Source organism: Paenibacillus sp. FSL R5-0810 (assembly GCF_038002285.1).
Lineage (GTDB): Bacteria > Bacillota > Bacilli > Paenibacillales > Paenibacillaceae > Paenibacillus_AQ > Paenibacillus_AQ lactis.
In genome coordinates, this window is the sequence record NZ_JBBOCF010000001.1 from 4,381,088 (window position 1) to 4,401,125 (window position 20,038).

Genomic DNA, 20,038 nt, shown 5'->3' on the forward strand with positions numbered 1-20,038 from the left:
GTTATCGTCCGTATCATCTTTATTGCTGACGATCATCATACAGCTGCTTCAAGCCGGCCTGATCGACCGGAATCGTGATCTCAAGCTCGTCCAAGTACGTCTTTAATAAGTCCCCATTTTCGTCGGTTTTAAATGATCCGCTCTTTTGGGAAGGATCCGCGAGCTCGGGCTTAAACACTTTGAGCGTGATCGCTCGGGGAGTCTCCGCAAAGCGGTCAAACAGCAGCTCCTCCCGTTCTTGCCGGTGGTTGTCCTCCGAATATATCCCCAATCCGCCCACCGTTTCCAGAACTCTGCCCTTCTCATCCCACACCTCGAATAGCAGGGTCTCATCGCTGAGCGCTTTGTCCGGATTCGTCTGCTCAATGTTCATCAGAATGCCGGTCGTGATCGGCGTGAATTTAAGCTGCTCGAGCGTTAATTGAATGCCGTTCCACTCCCTGGTTTCTTTGAGAGGCAGGATGATCTGATCCGTGCTTTTGCGGACAGGAATTTCCATCACGAACGGCTTCGCAATCCCTTCCAGCGTGATGTTCACTGTCAATTGAAATTCGTCAGGCATATGGATCCCGGTCTCGTCCAGGGACATATTCAGCATTTCGAATAATGCGCCGTTCGGGTCCGAAGTCGGCTTGCCCGATAGCCCTGGTCTTGCGCCCAGGTCATAGTCATCAATCGAGGTGCCGTCGATTTGCATTTCGACCCGGGTAATGGCGCCTCTCGGATAGATATCTTTCGACGTATTGCCTTCCTGAATGGCCGTATGCTCCAGGATACCGCCCTCCAAGCCTTCACCCTCCCGTTTAACGGCCATGGACAGACGGGTTCCGTCATAGACGACCTCCGGTATGCTGAGCGTTATGCCTTCCTGCTCGGCGCTGACGCTCAGCGGAGTAACCAGCCCGCGTTCTTCCGCCGTCTGCAGCCCCAGGTCGTTAACCATCTGAAAGATGCTCCCAATCAGCGGGACCTTTTTGAGCGATTCCGCCATAATCGGCGATACATAAGCGCTGCTCATCACCCCGATAAAGGCTGCGGCCGCTGCGCCAATGGCGAAGGTACGGACCCTGCCCGAGCGCTGCTTCCGGCCGGTTCTGGTCTGCATCGGCAGGTCGGCCAGCGATGCATAAACTTCATCCTGACGCTGCCGAATCATATCCGGCACCCCGGCCACCAGCTTTTCTTTTCCTGTCTTCCGGAGTTCCTGGTCTAAGTCAAAAGGCTTCATACGCCAGCCTCCCTTCCCGTGATTGCTTTACCCGTTCCGCTAGAATCCCTCGCGCCCGGTGCAGGCGTGCCCGGACAGCCCCCTCCGAAATTTCCAGTATGCTTGAGATCTGCTTAATGGGTAAATCCTGAAAATAAAACAAATGAATGACGATTCGCAATGATTCATCCAGGTGATCGACGGCTTCACGAAGGTCCAGCTTGTGGCTGTCCCCGTAATAATCCGCGGAGCTAGCCGTTTCCGGAACCTCGGCCATGGCAACCGTTCGTTCCCGGCTGCGAAGCAGCTGGTTGCACTCATTGATCAATATCCGGATCACCCAGGTTTTAAAATACTTCGGCTGCTGCAATGTCGACAAAGCTTTATATGCCTTCAGGGTCGTTTCCTGAAAGACGTCCGCACAATCTTCATCGCGTCTTACAATGGTCTTTGCCAAGCAGTACAGCTCGGGTTCCAGCTGGCGGAAGAGTCGAATAAACGCTTCCCGATCTCCCCGCTGTGCCCGCTTGACCTCCGATTCCATGTTCTGCACGATTTTATTCATCTCCTTTTGAGGGCCCTCTATAAGATTAGATGGGCTTGTCTTGCGAAAGGTTATATTTCGAGCAAAAAAAGATCGCCAGGCTCCTGACTCTAAGATCAGGGAGGGCGATCTTCTTGCGATCCAACCATATTCTGCTGCTTCAATTTTAACACAGCTGCTGCCAAAAATGTCCTTAACATATGAATTCATTGGTAAAGATGATCAAGGTTTAGAGAAGTACTTTCTCCAAAATCCGTTATCGGTTGGCGACGTGAGTTATCGGCGGACTGACCAGCCCGCGGGCTCGATATCAGTCTTCGATTGCCTGATAGACCATGGTCCAGAAGTCGTGGATAAGATGCGCCGAATCCGGGGTGGACATCCCCACCTGAGTAAGCAGGATTCCGGTGAGCTGTTTGTCCGGGTCGGCGTACGCCGAGGTGCCGCTTCCGCCGTCCCAGCCGAACTGACCGATGGACGCATAGTCGCCGCGGTAGGTGCGCACCGCCATTCCGAAGCCCCAGCCGCCGTGCTGCCCTTGGCCATGCGACAGGTGGACGTTGTTTTTGGCCAAGTCGTCCCGGAATGCTTGCTGCTCGGGCGTGAGGCGGTTCGTGGTCATCAGCTCGACGGCGGGCCGGGACAGGATCCGTTCGTTCCCGTGCATCCCTTGGTTCAGCAGCATTCGTAAAAATGCGTCATAGTCGTCGACGGTGGAGAGCAGTCCGCCGCCGCCTGCTTGGAACGCTGGCGGCTTACTGTAGCGTCCGCCTGCCGCCTCATCCCATACGATGAACTCGCCGGTCTGCGGATCGGGAACGTAGGCCGGAGGCAGCCGGTCAATTTTGCTTTCGGGCACGTAGAAGCCGGTATCCTTCATCCCCAGCGGATCAAAGATGCGTTCGCGCAGGAACGTCTCGAATGTCTGACCGGTAACCCTCGCAACGAGTACGCCGAGCACTTCGTTGCTCATGTGGTACTGCCACCGTTCTCCGGGCTGGTAGCATAGCGGGAGCGTACCCAGGCGGCGCATCCACTCATTCGGCTCCGGCATCTCCTGCCCTGGCGTGTCAAATAATCCATTCTCGAAGATCGCGTTTTGGATCGGGGAGCCCATTAACGTCATATCCACTCCGAGTCCGAACGTAGAGGTCAACAGATCCCGCACGGTGATCGGCCGCCGTGCCGGCACGGTTTCGTCCAGCGGGCCGTCAGGTCGCTTCAGCACCTGCCGGTTGGCGAGCTCGGGCAGCCACTTATCTACCGGGTCATCCAGATGCAGCTTGCACTCGTCGAGCAGGACCATCACCGCCGCGGCTCCGATCATCTTGGAAGTGGACGCCATCCGGAAGATCGTGTCCCGGCGCATCGGCGCGCCGCCGTCATGGCGCATCGTGCCGATCGCTTCGACGTGCGTCTCCCCGTTTCGGCTGACGAGGGCGACGAGCCCTGGTATCTTCCCGGAATCGACATGACTTGCCAGCACGTCGCGCATTCTGCGCAGCCCTTTGTCGGTAAATCCTTTGTTGCTATGTCCCATTGCAATCTTATTCATTTGATATCCCTCACTTAAATTTTTTTTGTAAATCCCATTGTTTTTAAACTACACTTTCGCCCGGCTTGGCGTTTTCCATTTGTCTTAAACAACCGTAACCTTGGACAGATTAGCCTCCAAGCCTTTAAGCGCCGCATAGGTCAGCTTATCCATCGTTGCGCCGTCAAAGCAGATGGTTTTGATGGCACGGTAATACTTCTTGGACAACGAAGATCCTTGGAAAGACGAATTCTTGATTACCGCCCCCTTGAACGAAACGCCGTTCAACCCCGCCTTGTCAAACCTGACGCCGATGAAGGTTTGGCCGTCAAGCACCAGCCCTGTCAGATCGCTATTTGTGAAGTCTGCCCCGTCGAACATACAATTTTCAAAGACGGTGTTTCTAAGATCGGTCATCGTCAGATTGACGTCGGTCAGCTTGGCATCCAGGAATGTTGCTCCGGCCAACCTCGACTTACTGAAGTCGGTGCGCACAAGGACCGTTTTATTGAAGCTTGCATTGGCCAGGTCAAGGGTAGACAGGTTGCAGTCCGTCAGATTCGTGCCGTCAAAATGGGCACCGTGTACGTCGCTGCTCTTAAACGAACTGCCGGTCAAATCAGCGCCCGAAAAGTCGGAACCCGAGAGCGAGCTGCTTTTAAACTGTCCATTGTGGGCCGTAACGCCTGCAAAGTCGCTTTTCGCCAGATTGCTTGCGTTAAAGCTTGTCACTACTTGCCGATCCTGCGAGTTAGAGGTTTTGGTTTGATTCATAAATATTCACATCTCCCTTATAATTAGTTTTCTAATGATCACTTTTGAGCCAGGTCACCTATTCATACCAACCGATGGTATGTATAGGCTTAAAAATAAGCTGCCTCTCGGCAGTTTAGTTTTCTTTGCTGACTTCTCTCGCTGACACTCGAAACAATTCCTCGTATCGTTGATACATTTGCTCATCGAACAGATCAAGCCCCAAGCCTTTCAATATTTCATCGAAAAATCTTACCTTATGCAGCATCATCTCGGGGGAAGCCTCAATGACCTCCGGGTTTAACCAAATATTGGTGAGAATCACCAGGACTTCGCTAAGCTCCCTTGGATAGTCGGTTCGGATCGAGCCGTCCCGCATTCCCTGTTCGATAATGGGCTGGATATAGACGGGTACGGCTTTTTCGAGGATGTTCTCGATCTGGGCCGCCAGCAGCTTCGGATTACGCAAGAGGTTCGGCCCCACCGATGCCAGTTCGTTGCTGGCAGCATTGTCGAGAGAGGCTTGAGAAATCTTGCGGAGCTTCTCCAGTCCGTTCAGCCCTTTATCATCCCGGATGCCGGACAGCATCTCGTCAACGCCTTTGAACGCATGATCGATGACGGCCTGCCAGATCTCTTCCTTCGACTTGAAGTGATGATAAATTGCTCCTTTTGTCAGTCCGCCCAGCTCGTTGATAATATCCTGAATGGAGGTTTGCTCGTATCCTTTTTGCATGAACAGGTTAAGAGCCACGGTTAGGATTTGGTTGATTGTTTCTTCAGGATATTTGTTTCTTGCCATTTGCCCTCTCCTTTCATACATTCGGTTGGTATGTAACAAATATATCCGATGAATCTTTTGGTGTCAACCTCTAATTCGTTATTTTTATAAAATTCTTTGTCGTTATGTATTATGAACAACTTTCGCCGGCTGCTGCACCATTAGTCAACCTTCCTGAAATCAATTTTTGATTATCCGCCGTCTTCAGTAGGGGGTCGTGGGGACCCGCAAAAAGGATTGAAAACCGGCCTGCAGCAGGCCGGTTCAATGCTTTACGGCGTAAGAACGCCGTCACCGATAATAATTCGCTGGGTCTCGCCATATTTGCCGGGAGTAGGAGCGATGATAAACTCCAGCGTGCGGACGCCGCTCACATTCACATCGAGGTCCAGCGGAGCGGACTTTGCCGAACTGAACGGCAGTATTTTCAACACTTTTCCGTCGCCCATGACCTTGACCTTGCTGCTTCCGTACTCGCTTCCGGTGGTCAGCTTGTCGACTGCGACTTTCGCGGTCAATCGTTTGTATTGCTGGTTCAAGCCGACTGAAAAGGAGGGTGACTCGGTCCAATGATATTTCTGGATAAAGGCGATTCCGTCGGCGAACAGATTGCCGCTCCCGTCTTCCAGAAACGTATCGTTCCAATCATCGAAGCCTTCGGTGACGTCCGTTTCTTCGCCGGGAACGATGATCTGCTGCGTTAACAGCTCTTGGCCCGACGGAGCATATTCCTTCCCGGTGGCTAGGTCGATGTTTACTTGAACTCCCGCAATGTAAAATTTCAGGTGCTTGGCTTCAGCTGGAATTCTGTGACGTAAATCGAACTGTACGGCAAACTCTTTGCCCACCCCGGCGAACAGTTCCTCGTTCATCCAATTAGAGTCGAAAAGTTCATGGGACGGCACGTAGAGCGACGCGGGGGTTTCAAGACTGACATCTGCGCCCGACGTCAGCTTGCCTTCGACGGTTACCGTACGTTCCTGGATGGCGATCTTGCTGATCTCGACCGTCATCTTGCCGTTCACGGCGCTCAAGGAAGGCTGGAGCTCCGTGTCCGGCAACGCCGCGATCTCCTTGAGCGTTGCCGTCTCGCCTGCAGGTCCGATTTCGGCTTTTTTGTACGTTTCGTCTTCGTTCATACCAAATCGATAGTCGAGCCGGACGAGCGTGTGGGCCGGATCATCCGACACCGGCTGGTATGCAATGGTGTGGTCCGGAAAATGGCGGAACGTGGTGTCATCCTCGTCCAGCTCGACCGAACTGCCGTCACTGAATACGGCCTGGATTTCCGGGGCAACCTTCGTGGACGCAAGCCGGATTTCCCCTTCATATTTGTAAACCAGCACAAGCTCGTTCTGTCTTACCCCTTCGCCAAGGAACGTAATTTTGCCTGCATCATTTTGCAGGAGCACTACTTCCCGATTGGTGTACGTGACCGGAAATTCGATATACTTCGCTTTTTCCATCTCGATCCGGGAGGAAAAATCCTCCGGAATGCTCCCCACCACCTCGGAGAAGCCGCCCGCGAATTGTCGCAGCTCCGCTACGCCGCTTTCGGCAACATTAAACTCGAGTTTCCCGATACTGGCTTCGATCCCGCTCACAATCGGATCGATTCTCTTGGTTTTGATGTCATTCATGAATTGATTTCGCAAATCCGAGATTTCCTTGTACAAGGAGGTCGTTGAGAACTCTTCGAGGTTTGATTGAATATCGCTTAGCTCTCCGTTCATTCGGACGACTTCCTCCGCCTCTGCGTTCTCGATATCGAGACCTGCAACCGACTTTTTCACTTCCTCGGTTCGAGATTTCAGTTCATCCAGTCGGCCTTTCAGTTCTTCCGCGTTCATCAGCAGCTCACTGGCGATCACAAGCCGTCCTTCGCCGTACTTCAATTTTTCAGGATCCATCTCCGCTACTTTCCGGTACTGGGCGATGGCGGTATCCACGTCCAGGCTCTCCATCGCCTTGTCAGCGGAAGCCATGAGCTTCTCGTACTCTCCGCCGCCGCTGCTGCAGCCGGCCAGCAACCAAAGGCATCCTAACATCCCTATCCATACACGATTTCGGTTACGCATTCGGAGCGCTTCCTCCTTTCGTCCCGGACGCTGCGTTCCGGAACCGCCCTTTCCGATAGATGATATACGCCGCGATGATGACGGCCAGCAGCACGCCAATCCATACCATCCACGACCTATTCGCAGATGGTTCGTAGACGATGACCGCTTCATCTGAGGCCAGTTGGAGCGTTCGAGGCTTGCCTTCGGCAGCGGTTCCGCCGGTGGCATACAGAATATTGCCCGGCACCGTAACCGTAATTTCCATATCATCGTCCAGGTTCAGATAGACGACAGGCTTATCCGCAATCTTCTCGATGTCCCCGGGCGCTTCGACCAGCTCGTTGATCCGCTCGGGATAGAGCCTCTTCATATCCGCAACCGTCGCCAGCAGCGAGTCTTCCCCGCCACTCAGCGCGGTCAGGCTATCGAACGAAACCGTTGCGTCGACTTTTCCGTCCTTCTCCTTGAAACTGTCCAGCCGGATGACTTCTTTCCCGGCATCCGCGTTCGCGTTCGTGATCTCCTTCTCGAGTTCCTCCTTCAGTTCATCGGCGGATATCATCCCCGATAGATCGACCGAAAACTTCCCTTTACCCGAGCCGTCATCATGGATGACGAGATCCAGCTTTCCGCATCCCGTCAAGACGACAAGCATCATAACGGACAAGGCGATTACGATTTTTCTCATCTTCTATCTCCCGCCTATCGATAGTTGTGTACCAGCAGCTTACTCGATAAAGTACATCTTGCCGTCCACTTCGAGCGATACGGAAGATTGGCCTAGCTCCACTTTCATTTTTTTGGCATAATCGACAACCTGATTAATTGCGGCTTTATCCAGCTTCTCCGCGAACGCGTAGACAATCGTCACTTTTTCCTTGATCAGCTTCTTATTGTCGTCCACCCAGGCTCCCGTACCTTCAACCGCCGTAGCCCCTCCGAACCAGCCTGAAAACTGGGTAAGCGCTTGGTCGACGAACTTTTCGTGCGCCTCTTCGGTAATCGGAATATCGCCGTTCACCGTGGAAGGAACGTAAATTTTCACAACGTGCCCGAGTTGAAACTGGCCGTCCAGGGCGCTTCCGGCGGTGCCGTTCGCACCGGAGCTGCCTTCCGCTGAACTGAAAGACTGCTGCACGGGTGCAATGAAAAAAGCCAATACGAAAACAACAGACAGCGCGGCAAGCCACATCTTCTTCATGATTTTCAGATCTCCTTTGTCAGGTCAAATTAAATACCTACCGGTCGGTATTTACTTCACCAGTATAGAATGTGCAGATTTCATGCACAATGGGAACTTAGTCTTATAAAAATGGCCGTTTGGTTCCAAAGACAACGGTGGAATCGGACCGACGGAAAACGCGGCAATGAGGATATGGAGCGAACAAAATTCACTCCTTCGTAAGCTGATCAGATTGTAATACCCCTAAAAAAACCTCCATCATATCTTCCAACGGTACTTGTTCGTCGATGTAATGCTGGATATTGTACCCCATAAACAAAGCGACTCCTACCGTAAATATTCTTTCGGAATCAAGCGTTTTGTTGATGAACCCTTCCTTCTTCATCTCGTCGAAATAGGGGATCAGATTATGCTTCCATTCATCGATCAACGCCTTCAGTTTTTCATGGACGTTAGGCAATTGCCGGGAAACCATCGCCGATTGCAGCAGAAGCTGGGAGAAACCCTTTTGATATGATTCTTTTAATGTCAGCTTGGATGATTCCATATAACTATCCATTAAGTTCTGATTCTTCCGGTCCAAAATATGCTGCAGTCCTTCAAAATATTCGCGAAAGCTTTCTCTCAGAATCCGGATCAGAAATTCTTCCTTCGATTCAAAATGGGCATAGAACGCCCCTTTGGACAATTGCGCTTTCTTGACGATTTGATCAATGCTGGTGCTTGTATATCCCTGCTCCGAAAACAAATCGATTCCGACCTCGATGAGCTTCCGCACGGTACGTTCGGACATTTCTCTGTGTTTCATTGCATACTCCCCTGTAAATTATTTAATATATCCGAGTATAACATAACGCGGTCCCGCCGCCGAAATAGGGTCACATCAGGTCGATGTGCCATCACAAATTCTGCTGCCCCGATTTAACATAGCAGCTGCAAAAAGAAGCCAAGAGCACGCCTGCTCTTGGCTTCTTAATCACCAACAAATGAAAAATGAAGCTCCAATGCTCCATATGATTACGCTTGTTCGTTCCTAGACTTGTTCAGATTGCCGTTTCCCAAAAAAACGTCGGGGCGTCGTTCATTCCATCGCTTTTGATCATTGTGATATGCCTCCAACATGATCCTTTTGTGCGCCATAATTGCTTCCTGTCGTGATTTTCATCTCCGTAAAATTCTCAACGCTCTTGCCCTTTTCGTAAAAATAAGGAACATTCCCTTTAACACCATCCTGCGTATAGAAAGGATCGTCCTTTCGCAGCGGCAGCTGCACGTTCTCTCCCGTGCTTGCGGATTTGTAAATGCTCATGATCAACTCCAATGTGCTGCGGCCGCTTTCTCCGTCGATGAGCACCGGTGTTCCATGCTCGATCGCGCTCAGCATATTGTCGATCTGACCGGTATGGCCCTCGTACGGCAAATCCGGCAATTCGTCATAGTATTTCTGAATTTTCTCTTCCAGCTTCAGATCGCGTTCAGGGAATCCGTTCGGCAAAGAAATGGAAGCCGTGACCCGCCAAGGTGCGGAAATCCGGGCAAACTGCCCTTGGAAGACGTATTGCTGCTCTTCGCCGTGGTGAACAACCGAGCTGGTAAGCTGCCCCAAGGCTCCATTCGGATATTTCATCATCGCAATGGATAAATCCTCAACCTCCGCATTATCATGAGCAACGTTGCTCATATAGGCTTGTATTTGGCTTGGACGACCGAGCATCCAAAGCAATCCATCAATATGATGTACGGCATGATTTAGAGTAGGGCCTCCCCCTTCTTTCTCCCAAGTGCCGCGCCACCATAAGTCGTAATAACAATGGCCTCGCCACCAGAAAGAATCCACTTGGGCATGCAGAATCTTGCCGGCCATGCCGCTGTCCAATATGCGCTTCAGCTTCATAATCGGGTTTCTGAATCGGTTCTGGGCGATAACGGACAACAGCTTACCGCTATTCTGTGCCGCTTCGATCATATCGTCACATTCCTTAAGCGACGCTGCCATAGGCTTCTCAACAACGACATGGCTTCCTGCATTCAGAAAATCGACCGTAACCTGCGCATGAACATACGGAGGCATACAGATGGAAACGAGATCGATTCCGTCTTTGAGCAGTTCTTTATAATCTTGTACGATTTTGGCATCTAGTCCGTACTGCTCCCGCCTCGCTTCTGCCTTCTCGGGATAAAGATCGCATAGGGCAACAATTTTACAGCGGTCCTCGAATTGCAGATATGCTTCGATATGACTGGGTGAAATTGCTCCCGTACCTATAATTGCAACCTTTAACATACGTTTTTGCCTCCCAACTTTGTTTTATATAAAGAAGTGTAGCTGGGGCAGCCTTGCAAATGTATTTTGTTATGGGGGGAAAATAACGCTGTGTTGCGGATTGTATGGTATATTCAATGCAAGCACGAAGACGAGGAAGAAGGAGGCGAATAACTTGCCGTTGGTTGCAAGCGACGACAGGATCTCTCCCTTGTACTTTGCCTATAGACGTAAAAGCGAAAATTACGAGCATAAAGAGACTTTCCATTCCCACCTTGGACTTGAAGTGTTGTTCATTCATCAAGGAAGAGGAACCATGATCGTAAATAACATCAGCTATGAGATTAAGCCGGGCATGCTTTGTATTTTTCAGCCTTGCCAACTCCATCATCTAAAGCTTGAATACGACAACCAACAATGCTTCGAACGATCGATTGCGATTTTCGAACCAACGGTTTATGAGGCTTATTTCAAGCAATGGCCCGCACTTCACGAATTTTATAATTTTATTTATTTGGGTACACTCCCCTTCCCTTGTCTTTATGAAGTTGAAGACCCTTACCTTGACAGTGTATACAAGAGCATGCACGATCGATTCCCGACGCTGACCGGCACGGAAAAATATGAAGAAATTTCGCTGTTTCTTGTCGCACTATTTCGCTCCCTGAAACAGATCTGGGATAAGCGGAAGGAATGGATCACAACTTACCAAACTCGCCGTAAAAATGATCGGGTGGAGCATATCTTAAACTGGATCGAAGCGAACTATATGGTACCTTTCCGATTGGACGATATGGCCAAGTCGCTGCATCTGTCTCCCTACCATTTGTCACATCTCTTTAAAGAAGCGACAGGGATCAGTATCACGGAATACATTGCAGCCCGAAGGATTCATCAATCCATCCAGCTGTTAGCAACTACGAAAAAACCGATCTCACTCATTGCGGAGGAGATCGGTTTAACGAATAGCTCCTATTTTTGCAAATTGTTCAAGTCGCATATGGGAATCACGCCGCATCAATATCGAAAGAAATGGACGAGTACATGATTCTTCTGTTTAGATATCATAGTCAGCAACTACAAGAAGCCAAGAGCACATCCCTGCTCTTGGCTTCTTGTTCACCATTGATTTAAGCTAATATAATCCAAATTATTACGAAGTATGATTCGATAAGCCTTACTAGCTTCTTTCCAAACCCGGTGTTAGAGCCTCAACTTTTGCAGGCCAATCTATTTACGAACAACGGTGTACCCTTTGTCCTCCAGCAGCTTGACGATCCCATGCTCACCCAGATAATGGGCTGCACCAACCACGATGAAGTACTCTTCGTTTTTGCCGTTTTTCAGGTATCCGTCGATTTTCTCGGCCATTCCGATGTTTCGGTCAATCAGCATCGCTTTGTTGTATTCCTCATCAACAGCCATGCTGTTGGTGAACTCCAGCAGCGCCTCATCATTGCCCGTCTTCCACATTTTAGCCAATTGCTCCACGCCGTCATCCAGCACGTCGAAATTGTCCAAGGCGATGTTGAGATTCTTCTCCTGCAGCTCTTTGGAGAAGCCGTTAAACATGCCCAGCTGCAATTCATAGGATTCCAGCTCGATTACCGGAATTTTGCGTTCGATCGCTTTCTGGACGAAATACAGATCGATCCCTTGAGCGGCTTCATATCCAGCCTTCACCGCTTTCAAGCTGCTGATCGTGGATTCCACTACCCAAGGCTTGAACGCATCCAAGGCATTCGGCTTCATGCCGCTCTCCGTCAGGATTTTGCCGAGCTTGGCGTACGTCTCGCTGGACACATGATCCTTGAGCGTTGTTCCATCCTTATACATGCCCATATCCATGATCAGCTGCTGCTGCGCGTCGTCGGCTGCCTTGCTGACATCCACCTCGACACCGAGATAATCCGCTTCGGCAAAGGCTTCCTCAAATTCCGGACGCAGCGGGTAGAAGCTGTCATCCGCGATATGCATCGAGCCCACCAGATATACCGTGTTCCCATTGCTTTCTACTTCCCACATAAACCCGCGGCCGCCGGTCTGCGCGGTTTCAGTTGCCTTGGAAACCAGCACCACCGTGCGCGTTTTGGCATCCCAACGGACCTCATATCCGGCCGCATCGCCGACCACCCGAATTGGGGCATAGGTTACGCCATTGATGCGCTTGAGCTTGCTTTTCAGCGTAATCGTCTTGCCGTCCACAACGGCGTGAATCGTACCATCTGCGGCATTCTTAAGCTTCGCATCCATTGCCTGGAGCGTCGTTTTCAGCGGAACATACGTTGTTCCGTGATCGATGACCGGAGTACCTCCGGCATATGCTACGGTCTGATCATTCACCTTAACTGCCGGCTGCTTGGGAGCAGCCATTGCAGGTGCAGCCGCTGTGGTGATAATTCCCGCTGAGACGATGAGCGATAAGAGCATTCGTTTCCAATTTTTCATGTGTGGTTCTCCTTAATATTGTTGGTGTTGTGGGATTGCGATCATGGTTACATCTTATAAGCCTTCATTGCTTTGCGAAGCTCTTTAAAGGTCGGACGCTTGCCGTACATCAGCACGCCGGTGCGGTAGATTTTCGCAGCCAGCCAGCCAAAGATCAGGATTGCGACGAACAGAATCGCCAGCGACAGCAGGATTTCCCAGAGCGGGATATCTCCAAGGCCGATTCGGATCAGGATCGTTGTCGGCGAGATGAACGGAATGTAGCTGGATACCTTCAGCAGCATCGAGTTCGGCGTGCTTAGACTAAAGATTGCGATGTAGAAAGCGACGAGCGACAGCATCGTGATCGGCATAACCGCCTGGCCCAAATCCTCGGTACGGCTGACGATGGAGCCGATAGCTGCATACAGCACCGCATAGAGGAAGTATCCGAAAATATAGAAGATCAGACCGAACACGATCAGCATTGGATCAATGGCCGAAACATCCAGGTTCATATCCTGAAGTGCGCCGATATTATGCGGCAGCATCACGTTCACGGCAATCACGACAGCAAATACAGCGATTTGCGACAATCCCAGCAGGAACATTCCGATGACTTTGCCAAACATTTGGCTAAGCGGCGATACGCTGGTTATGAGGATCTCCATAATCCGAGAGCTTTTCTCGGTTGTAACCTCTGAAGCGATCATATTCCCGGTCCCCATGAGCGTGAAGAAGAACAGGATGACCAGTGCATAAACCACGATGTAGTTCATAACCTCGGAAGCTTCGTCTTCGGCAGCAGCACCGCCGGCCTTGCCGGCTTCGTTAGCGTCAATGCTGCGAGTATCGATCTGAACCGGCGTATTCAGCGCGTTGATCTGATCATCCGTCAGATTCAGCCCCGCAACGATCGTCCGGGTCTTTGCAACTTGGAGCGCCGCCTGCAGGTTGGATTGAAGCTCCATGTTGATGCCCTCATCCTCCGAGCTATAGACAACCGTCGGGAAGGCATTGCCTTCTTGGGTTTCGAATGTCAGGTACCCCTCGATAACCCCGTCTTTAATATCTTGCTTCAGCGCAGCCTCATCATTTGCCTCGTATTTCACCAGTTCATACGTAGTCGGCAGGTTGCCCCATGTGGTCTGTAATTGTTCAGCAAGGGTTTGCTCTTGTCCGTAAACAAGGCCGATGCGTACCGCTTCCCCGGAGTCGTCCTTGTCACCGGTAAACCATTGGATCAGGAACGGCAAATTGATGCCGATGGTAATAATGAGTGCAAAAATCAAGGTCGATACAAGAAACGATTTCGTTCTTGCCTTATTCATGAATGTAAATCGAATAACCGTCCACATATTATTCATTGGATTCACCTACCGCCTTTATGAAGATTTGGTTGAGCGTCGGCTCCTTCACTTCAAACCGATGCACGACGCTCTGCGATATTGCCTTATTCAAAATTTGCTGCCCAGCGCTTACGTCAGAGATCCGGATGGAATATCCGTCCTCGGTACGGTTCACCGCCGTAACACCCGGTACCGACTCCAGTCCTTGAACCTCGCCCGATGTGCCAAGAATGACTTCCTCGCGCGGGTACTTAGCTTTGATTTCCTTCAGATTGCCTTTCACGACCGTGTTGGATCGATGCAGGATCGTTATGTTTTTACACAGCTCCTCGACATGCTCCATACGGTGGGTTGAAAATAGTATGCTGGTGCCTTGGTCGCGAAGCTCTTTAACGGTGGATTTCAGCAGCTCTACGTTAACTGGATCAAGACCGCTGAACGCCTCGTCCAGAATCAAGATTTGGGGGTTATGGATGACGGCTGCGATAAAGCCCATTTTCTGCTGGTTCCCCTTCGACAGCTCTTCGATCTTCTTATCGTAATATTCCGGTACTTCAAACCGCTCAAGCCAGTATTTGAGGCTCTTGTCGGCGTCCTTGGCGGACATGCCGCGAAGCTGGCCGAGATACGTAATCTGCTCACTGACCTTCACCTTCGGATACAATCCGCGCTCTTCCGGCAGATAACCCATAATATGTCTAAGTTCCTTACTGTAAGGCTTGCCATTGTATAGAATCGTCCCGTCATCCGGGTAGATCAGGCCGAGCACCATCCGCATGGTCGTTGTCTTCCCTGCACCGTTGGCGCCCAGGAGTCCGTAAATTTCGCCTTCCTCCACTTGTAGCGAAATCCGGTTCACCGCGGTTTTGTCCGCATAAATTTTAACGACATTATCTAATAGTAATCGTTGCATTTCTTTTTCCCCTCTCCTATTTCTGCATGTCGGCAGGTTGATGGCCATCGATCCATAAACGAAGAACTTCGTCCAGCTCCAGCGAGCGGGTCTGGATAAAGGTCATTCCTGCTGACCGTAGAATATTCTCAACTTCCAAGCATTCCGTCGTCACAAAAGATATCGTTGTCGCATTCTCCTGCCTGCTGCTGATAATCCCCGGCAGTTCACGCACGATGGAGGCATCGCCTTGAATCCAGCATTCCTTCCAATTATCGAGCAGCGAATCCTTCTCGACCATGCCGAGCAGCTTGCCATGATGAATCAGAATCACATAGTCCGCAAGACGCCGGATTTCATCCACCACATGGGTGGAGAGGATAATCGTCGTGTCGATGGACTTCATCAGCTTGTGCAGCTGGTCAATCATCTGCTTCCAGGCAAACGGGTCAAGTCCCGACGACGGCTCATCCAGCAGCAGCAGCTTCGGCCTTGGTGCCAGCGCAGCGGCGATCTCGAATTTCCGCCGTTCGCCCTTCGACATTTTGCGGAGCTTCACGCCGCGTGGAACATCGAACCTTGACATCAGCTCGTCAAAAAAGTACCCGTCCCAATTGTCATACCAGGATGCGCGAAAGGTAGCCGCCTGATCTGCCGTCATATGCTGTTCTTCCACGCTCAGCTGCTCAGGCACAAAAGCCATCTGCTTTCGAACCTCGATCGGCAGCTCCTTCGAATGCGATTCACCGAACCAGGTAACCTCCCCTTCATCCGGGAACACCGTCTGGATCATCATGTTCAGCAAGGTGCTTTTCCCCGATCCGTTCGGTCCCACCAGCGCAACGATATACCCTTGAGGAATCGATAATTGGATGGGTCCGATGGTTTTCGTTCGACGCCGTTTCATGACGTTACGAAACTCAATGACATGTGGTTCCATTCGTTAATGACCTCCCCGTGATTGATATCGTTCGCGGACAACTTCCATGAACAGCTCGATTAACTCCTCTTGTTTCATCTGGACGGCAAGCCCTCGATCTACGGCCAGGTTCAAGGCTTCGATTACGGCATCGCGTTTAAATTGCTCTCTTGCCTGGTCGCCGACACCGGCAACGAAGGTTCCCGTACCCTGTCTGGTGCGAAGAAGGCCCTCACTCTCCAAATCCTGGTACACCCTGCGTACCGTGATCACACTACAATTCAGATTTCCGGCAAATTCCCGTATAGACGGCAATAATGTCCCCTCCTCGATCTGACCGCTGATGATTAGCGAGCGCAGCTGTGTCTCAATTTGGTGATATAAAGGCTCTGCGCTATTTTCGTTAATCTGAATCGGAATTCGCACCTTCTACCACCTCGCTTTTTCCATATCCTTATGGGGTCCCCCTATTTCTTCTGCTTATAAATCCAATTAATTACGATAAATCCCGGGTTTGCTGCCGGATATAGGTCAGTCTGCTCATCAGCAGCATTCCGCCTAACCCAATGATCAGTGATCCCCACATAACCGGGGACAGCAGCTTCCATCTCATGGCCGAATCCATAACGAATTTGAACATGCTGTATCCAAGCAAGCTGAGCGTACCTGCTGCCACGACCGTGACGATCATGAGTATGAGGGTTTTCCCCAGGTAAGCCTTGCCGCTCCCCATGTTCTCCCAGTATATATAAAATCCAGTCAATAAAAATCCAATGCCGATCCAGCTGATGACAAATGCGGCGTAGCTGGCGATATCCACCGCCTCTCGCATTTGATTGGCGATCGCGTAGGCGACTCCGAAAAATACGATGCCGTTAATCACATAGGCGATGATCGCGTTAATGATCCGGCTGATAAAGATCGCATAGGCCGGAACCGGGAGGCTCCGGTAATAGTACAGCATCTGTGTGTAAGAATCCTCGTTGATATACCGGAACGACCTGCGATTAAACGTGAGGCCCATCAGCGGCGCGTAGAGGACTAGCAGAAAATCTACCAGCGGGTTCACATATTCGTTCAAATGCTCGAACTGCTCGTTCATGACTACGCTTGTCGCGAATCCCATGTATATCATAAAGATCAGGGTCCATAATATTTGAAGCTTATCGCTGGCAAAATCTTTCCTGACGATTTTCATCGCGTTATGAAGCATGTGCTGCAACTGGCCTCATCCTTTCCCCACATTAACCTTGTTAATATTTCGCGTTATGAATTGGTTTGATTGATCCGATACTGTGATTATGTAATGATCACTGTGCTCACTGTGTATATCTTTATACACAGTATACAGTGTGTATATAAACAGTGTCAATAGCATTTGTAAAATAATGTGAAGGCGACCGGAGCGACTGTACTCCCCGGGCTAATTTCCTGTTTCTTCCTGCAGCTGAAACCGCGAAGCTGCTGCACCTGCCCCCCTCCTACACCAAACACCCGCAAGAGTGATCCTTGCGGGTGTGCCTCCATTGACTCGGCTGCGGCTCGGTCGTCGGGCTTCCCTGCTAGAGGGGAGTACAGGCGCGGAGGAGACCTGGCGTTCGCCTTTGAAATCGGGAAACTCCATTAACCCTCATTAACGTTCAGGTTTCCCGATTTCAACAGCGACCGGAGCGACAGTTCTCCCCGGGCCTGCAAGCTGTTTCCTCTCACAGCTAACTCCCGGGCCAACTGCCTGCCCCCTCAGCAACAAAACACCCGCAAGAGTGATCCTTGCGGGTGTGCCTCCATTGACTCGGCTGCGGCTGGGTCGAGCTTCCCTGCTAGAGGGGAGTACAGGCGCGGAGGAGACCTGGCGTTCGCCTTTGAAATCGGGAAACTCCATTAACCTCATTAACAATTCAGGTTTCCCGATTTCAACAGCGACCGGAGCGACTGTTCTCCCCGGGCCTGCAAGCTGTTTCCTCTCACAGCTAACTCCCGGGCCAGCTACCTGCCCCCTCAACAACAAAACACCCGCAAGAGTGATCCTTGCGGATGTTCCTCCATTGACACGGCTGCAGCTGGGTCATCGAGCTTCCCTGCTAGAGGGGAGTACAGGCGCGGAGGAGCCCTGGCGTTCGCCTTTGAAATCGGGAAACTCCATTAACCTCATTAACATTCAGGGTTTCCCGATTTCAACAGCGACCGGAGCGACTGTTCTCCCCGGGCCAGCTGCCTGCAATCCCTGGTCCCACTGCCTGAAATCCAGCCTTATAAATGTAAAAACACCCGCCAGATCGCTCTGACGGGTGTTCCTCCATTTATAAGCCAAAAATAACTTTCCACACCGGCTGGGTATGTCCCCCCGGATACATCAGGTAGAGCAGCGTGTATACCGCAACGCCTGTGATCGCTGTAATAAACCAGATGATCGAGGTCACTCGGCCCCATTTGCGGTGCTTCGCATACTTTTCTTTGAAGCCAAGAACCAGCGTGGTGATTCCGAAGACGGCGGCCACCGTGGCCAGCACGATATGGAAGATCAGGAATGTCTGATAATACGGCTTCAGGCTATCCGGACCGCCCCACGAGGTGTTCCCGATGAACACCGTCCGGGAAGAATAAATAATAAAGAAGATGATAGCTGCCACGGCAGCCCAAATCATCGTTTTTTTGTGAGCCTCCCGTTTTCCCTTGATAATCAGTCCCCAACCGATGGCGACCAGCACGGCGCTGATCACGATGAAGGTTGTACTGATCGTGGGAAAGAGAAAGAACAAATCCATGTAGATCCCCCTTCAAAAAATAATCCTCATTATGCCTGGTTCAGCTTGCCCGGCGGAACCTCGGTAGGCAATGGATCGTCCTCCTTATTTTCACGCTTGTACCAATGGAAGAATACGTATGCGAGCATGGAAGCGAAGATAATCTCTTGGAAGAATTTCATGATGATCCCGCCGACCCGCTGGTCAATCGCAGGCTCCAAATATCCGAAATACTCCGGGCCTCCGAATTGAGTGAGCAATCCGGACGTATCGGATACGCAGTATCCCATCGCTTTTGCCCAAATGGCAGGATCGCTGTAGGTCGCATACATCGGCTCGCTCGAAAAGATGATCAGCGCACAAGCCGGCGTCAGCAGCACCATATTGAGGAAGATGTATCCCATCTTCGCCAGCCCTGTCGTCTTGTCCTTTTCAGGGATCGGATTCAGAATCGCCCACCACATCACAAGTGAAGCAATGAACAAGATCAGATAGTACAGACGATGCACCCAGAAATTGAGCATGACAAAGTCATGAATCACCGGGAAGTGGTAGAACGAGAACAAGCCGTTGAATAAAATCGCAGCCACAACCGGACGAGTGAGGAAACCGAGCTTCTTAAACGGATTCACTCTGTCAAAGGCGCGCCACATCCATACCGGGATACCCAGAATCAGGAGCGGAGTAGCCATCAGGTAGGACATTGCCATGCTGACCATATGAAACGAGAACATCGTATGGCCCAGCAAGCTGATCGGTCCGCCCTGGGCAAGGTAGAGCGTGAACATACCTGCAACGAATAAGGTCTTCCGGCCTGCCGACACCGGAGCATGGCCTTTAAACCGGCTGCTCAGCGGTCCCGTGAACAAGAAATAGGCAGCGGTCACAAGCAGCATGAACGCCAGAAACAAAGGACTCCATTTATCCGCAAAACTAAAATATTCTAAGCCCAGCATGCAAAAACCTCCCCATAACGGGTTAAATTCTAGTCGAAATTGTGACACCTTCCTACGACTTAAAAAAAGAGGGGGCTATTAGCCCTCCTCTTTTTCATTTTACCACCAAACCCAGAACAATGCCATGATGATACAGGTGCTTGCTACGAAGAAGCCCCCGATCATGAACACGATCGGCATCAGATGACCTTTATCCTTAAGGTGCATCCAGTACCCCATCTGCACGAATACTTGCAGGATCGCCATCACCAGCAAAAGAATGATGGTAAATGCAGGATTCACGCCCCCGGCCGCAACCGCGGCAAACGCGATGGCAGTCAGGATGATGGAGAAGATAAAGACAATAATATGTTTCTCAGGGCCTTCGGTACGATGGCGGTGCTTCACCGTATGCCCCTCATTGGATTGTTGATTCGCTGTCATATC

Annotated in this window: 20 protein-coding genes; 1 reads left to right on the top strand and 19 read right to left on the bottom strand. The window is 51.0% G+C overall.

Annotated features, from left to right (window positions below):
* Positions 1 to 19: 19 nt before the first annotated feature.
* The 10 genes from MKX76_RS19505 to MKX76_RS19550 all read right to left on the bottom strand — a co-directional run bounded on the left by MKX76_RS19505 (position 20) and on the right by MKX76_RS19550 (position 10,346).
* Positions 20 to 1,228 (bottom strand): DUF4179 domain-containing protein, encoded by a 1,209-nt coding sequence (locus tag MKX76_RS19505; protein WP_341034489.1) that lies wholly within the window; start codon positions 1,226 to 1,228, stop codon positions 20 to 22.
* Positions 1,215 to 1,751 (bottom strand): sigma-70 family RNA polymerase sigma factor, encoded by a 537-nt coding sequence (locus MKX76_RS19510; protein ID WP_223260682.1) that lies wholly within the window; start codon positions 1,749 to 1,751, stop codon positions 1,215 to 1,217. The genes MKX76_RS19505 and MKX76_RS19510 overlap by 14 nt, the downstream gene beginning before the upstream one ends.
* 310 nt (positions 1,752 to 2,061) lie before the next feature.
* A complete protein-coding gene (locus MKX76_RS19515) occupies positions 2,062 to 3,291 on the bottom strand; it encodes a serine hydrolase domain-containing protein (protein WP_341035063.1) in 1,230 nt (409 codons plus the stop codon).
* Between the two features lie 99 nt (positions 3,292 to 3,390).
* Positions 3,391 to 4,059, bottom strand: a complete 669-nt coding sequence (locus tag MKX76_RS19520; RefSeq protein WP_084047061.1) for a pentapeptide repeat-containing protein — start codon at positions 4,057 to 4,059, stop codon at positions 3,391 to 3,393.
* A gap of 115 nt (positions 4,060 to 4,174) precedes the next feature.
* The gene (locus MKX76_RS19525) at positions 4,175 to 4,840 is read right to left on the bottom strand and encodes a TetR/AcrR family transcriptional regulator (protein WP_007132516.1); all 666 of its coding nucleotides are present in this window, start codon (positions 4,838 to 4,840) and stop codon (positions 4,175 to 4,177) included.
* 251 nt (positions 4,841 to 5,091) lie between these two features.
* Positions 5,092 to 6,897 carry an NPCBM/NEW2 domain-containing protein gene (locus MKX76_RS19530; RefSeq protein ID WP_341034490.1) on the bottom strand — a complete coding sequence of 602 codons (1,806 nt, stop codon included), beginning with the start codon at positions 6,895 to 6,897 and terminating at the stop codon, positions 5,092 to 5,094.
* A complete protein-coding gene (locus MKX76_RS19535) occupies positions 6,890 to 7,567 on the bottom strand; it encodes a hypothetical protein (protein ID WP_341034491.1) in 678 nt (225 codons plus the stop codon). Before MKX76_RS19535 ends, MKX76_RS19530 begins: the two co-directional genes overlap by 8 nt.
* A gap of 39 nt (positions 7,568 to 7,606) precedes the next feature.
* Positions 7,607 to 8,080, bottom strand: a complete 474-nt coding sequence (locus tag MKX76_RS19540) for a DUF3574 domain-containing protein (protein WP_007132519.1) — start codon at positions 8,078 to 8,080, stop codon at positions 7,607 to 7,609.
* Positions 8,081 to 8,270: 190 nt separating this feature from the next.
* Positions 8,271 to 8,870, bottom strand: a complete 600-nt coding sequence (locus MKX76_RS19545; protein WP_007132520.1) for a TetR/AcrR family transcriptional regulator — start codon at positions 8,868 to 8,870, stop codon at positions 8,271 to 8,273.
* A 291-nt stretch (positions 8,871 to 9,161) separates the two neighbouring features.
* Positions 9,162 to 10,346 carry a Gfo/Idh/MocA family protein gene (locus MKX76_RS19550; protein WP_341034492.1) on the bottom strand — a complete coding sequence of 395 codons (1,185 nt, stop codon included), beginning with the start codon at positions 10,344 to 10,346 and terminating at the stop codon, positions 9,162 to 9,164.
* Positions 10,347 to 10,500: 154 nt separating this feature from the next.
* On the opposite strand from MKX76_RS19550, the gene MKX76_RS19555 reads away from it, so the two are divergent.
* A complete protein-coding gene (locus MKX76_RS19555; RefSeq protein WP_341034493.1) occupies positions 10,501 to 11,373 on the top strand; it encodes an AraC family transcriptional regulator in 873 nt (290 codons plus the stop codon).
* Between the two features lie 182 nt (positions 11,374 to 11,555).
* Here MKX76_RS19555 and MKX76_RS19560 read toward each other — a convergent pair whose 3' ends face one another.
* The 9 genes from MKX76_RS19560 to MKX76_RS19600 all read right to left on the bottom strand — a co-directional run bounded on the left by MKX76_RS19560 (position 11,556) and on the right by MKX76_RS19600 (position 20,035).
* Positions 11,556 to 12,773 carry a TraB/GumN family protein gene (locus MKX76_RS19560; RefSeq protein ID WP_007132523.1) on the bottom strand — a complete coding sequence of 406 codons (1,218 nt, stop codon included), beginning with the start codon at positions 12,771 to 12,773 and terminating at the stop codon, positions 11,556 to 11,558.
* Between the two features lie 47 nt (positions 12,774 to 12,820).
* Entirely contained in the window at positions 12,821 to 14,119 is a 1,299-nt protein-coding gene (locus MKX76_RS19565; RefSeq protein WP_007132524.1) for an ABC transporter permease, read from the bottom strand.
* A complete protein-coding gene (locus MKX76_RS19570; RefSeq protein WP_007132525.1) occupies positions 14,112 to 15,014 on the bottom strand; it encodes an ABC transporter ATP-binding protein in 903 nt (300 codons plus the stop codon). The genes MKX76_RS19565 and MKX76_RS19570 overlap by 8 nt, the downstream gene beginning before the upstream one ends.
* A gap of 16 nt (positions 15,015 to 15,030) precedes the next feature.
* Positions 15,031 to 15,933, bottom strand: a complete 903-nt coding sequence (locus tag MKX76_RS19575; RefSeq protein ID WP_251535981.1) for an ABC transporter ATP-binding protein — start codon at positions 15,931 to 15,933, stop codon at positions 15,031 to 15,033.
* A gap of 3 nt (positions 15,934 to 15,936) precedes the next feature.
* Positions 15,937 to 16,338 (bottom strand): GntR family transcriptional regulator, encoded by a 402-nt coding sequence (locus tag MKX76_RS19580; protein WP_007132527.1) that lies wholly within the window; start codon positions 16,336 to 16,338, stop codon positions 15,937 to 15,939.
* A gap of 70 nt (positions 16,339 to 16,408) precedes the next feature.
* Positions 16,409 to 17,125: a hypothetical protein gene (locus tag MKX76_RS19585; RefSeq protein ID WP_007132528.1), complete on the bottom strand. Its 717-nt coding sequence runs from the start codon at positions 17,123 to 17,125 to the stop codon at positions 16,409 to 16,411.
* Between the two features lie 1,087 nt (positions 17,126 to 18,212).
* On the bottom strand, positions 18,213 to 18,677 hold the full coding sequence (locus MKX76_RS19590) for a DUF420 domain-containing protein (RefSeq protein WP_007130408.1): 465 nt from the start codon (positions 18,675 to 18,677) through the stop codon (positions 18,213 to 18,215).
* 29 nt (positions 18,678 to 18,706) lie between these two features.
* On the bottom strand, positions 18,707 to 19,612 hold the full coding sequence (gene ctaG / locus MKX76_RS19595; protein WP_007130409.1) for a cytochrome c oxidase assembly factor CtaG: 906 nt from the start codon (positions 19,610 to 19,612) through the stop codon (positions 18,707 to 18,709).
* Between the two features lie 99 nt (positions 19,613 to 19,711).
* On the bottom strand, positions 19,712 to 20,035 hold the full coding sequence (locus tag MKX76_RS19600) for a cytochrome C oxidase subunit IV family protein (protein ID WP_007130410.1): 324 nt from the start codon (positions 20,033 to 20,035) through the stop codon (positions 19,712 to 19,714).
* Positions 20,036 to 20,038 lie beyond the last annotated feature (3 nt).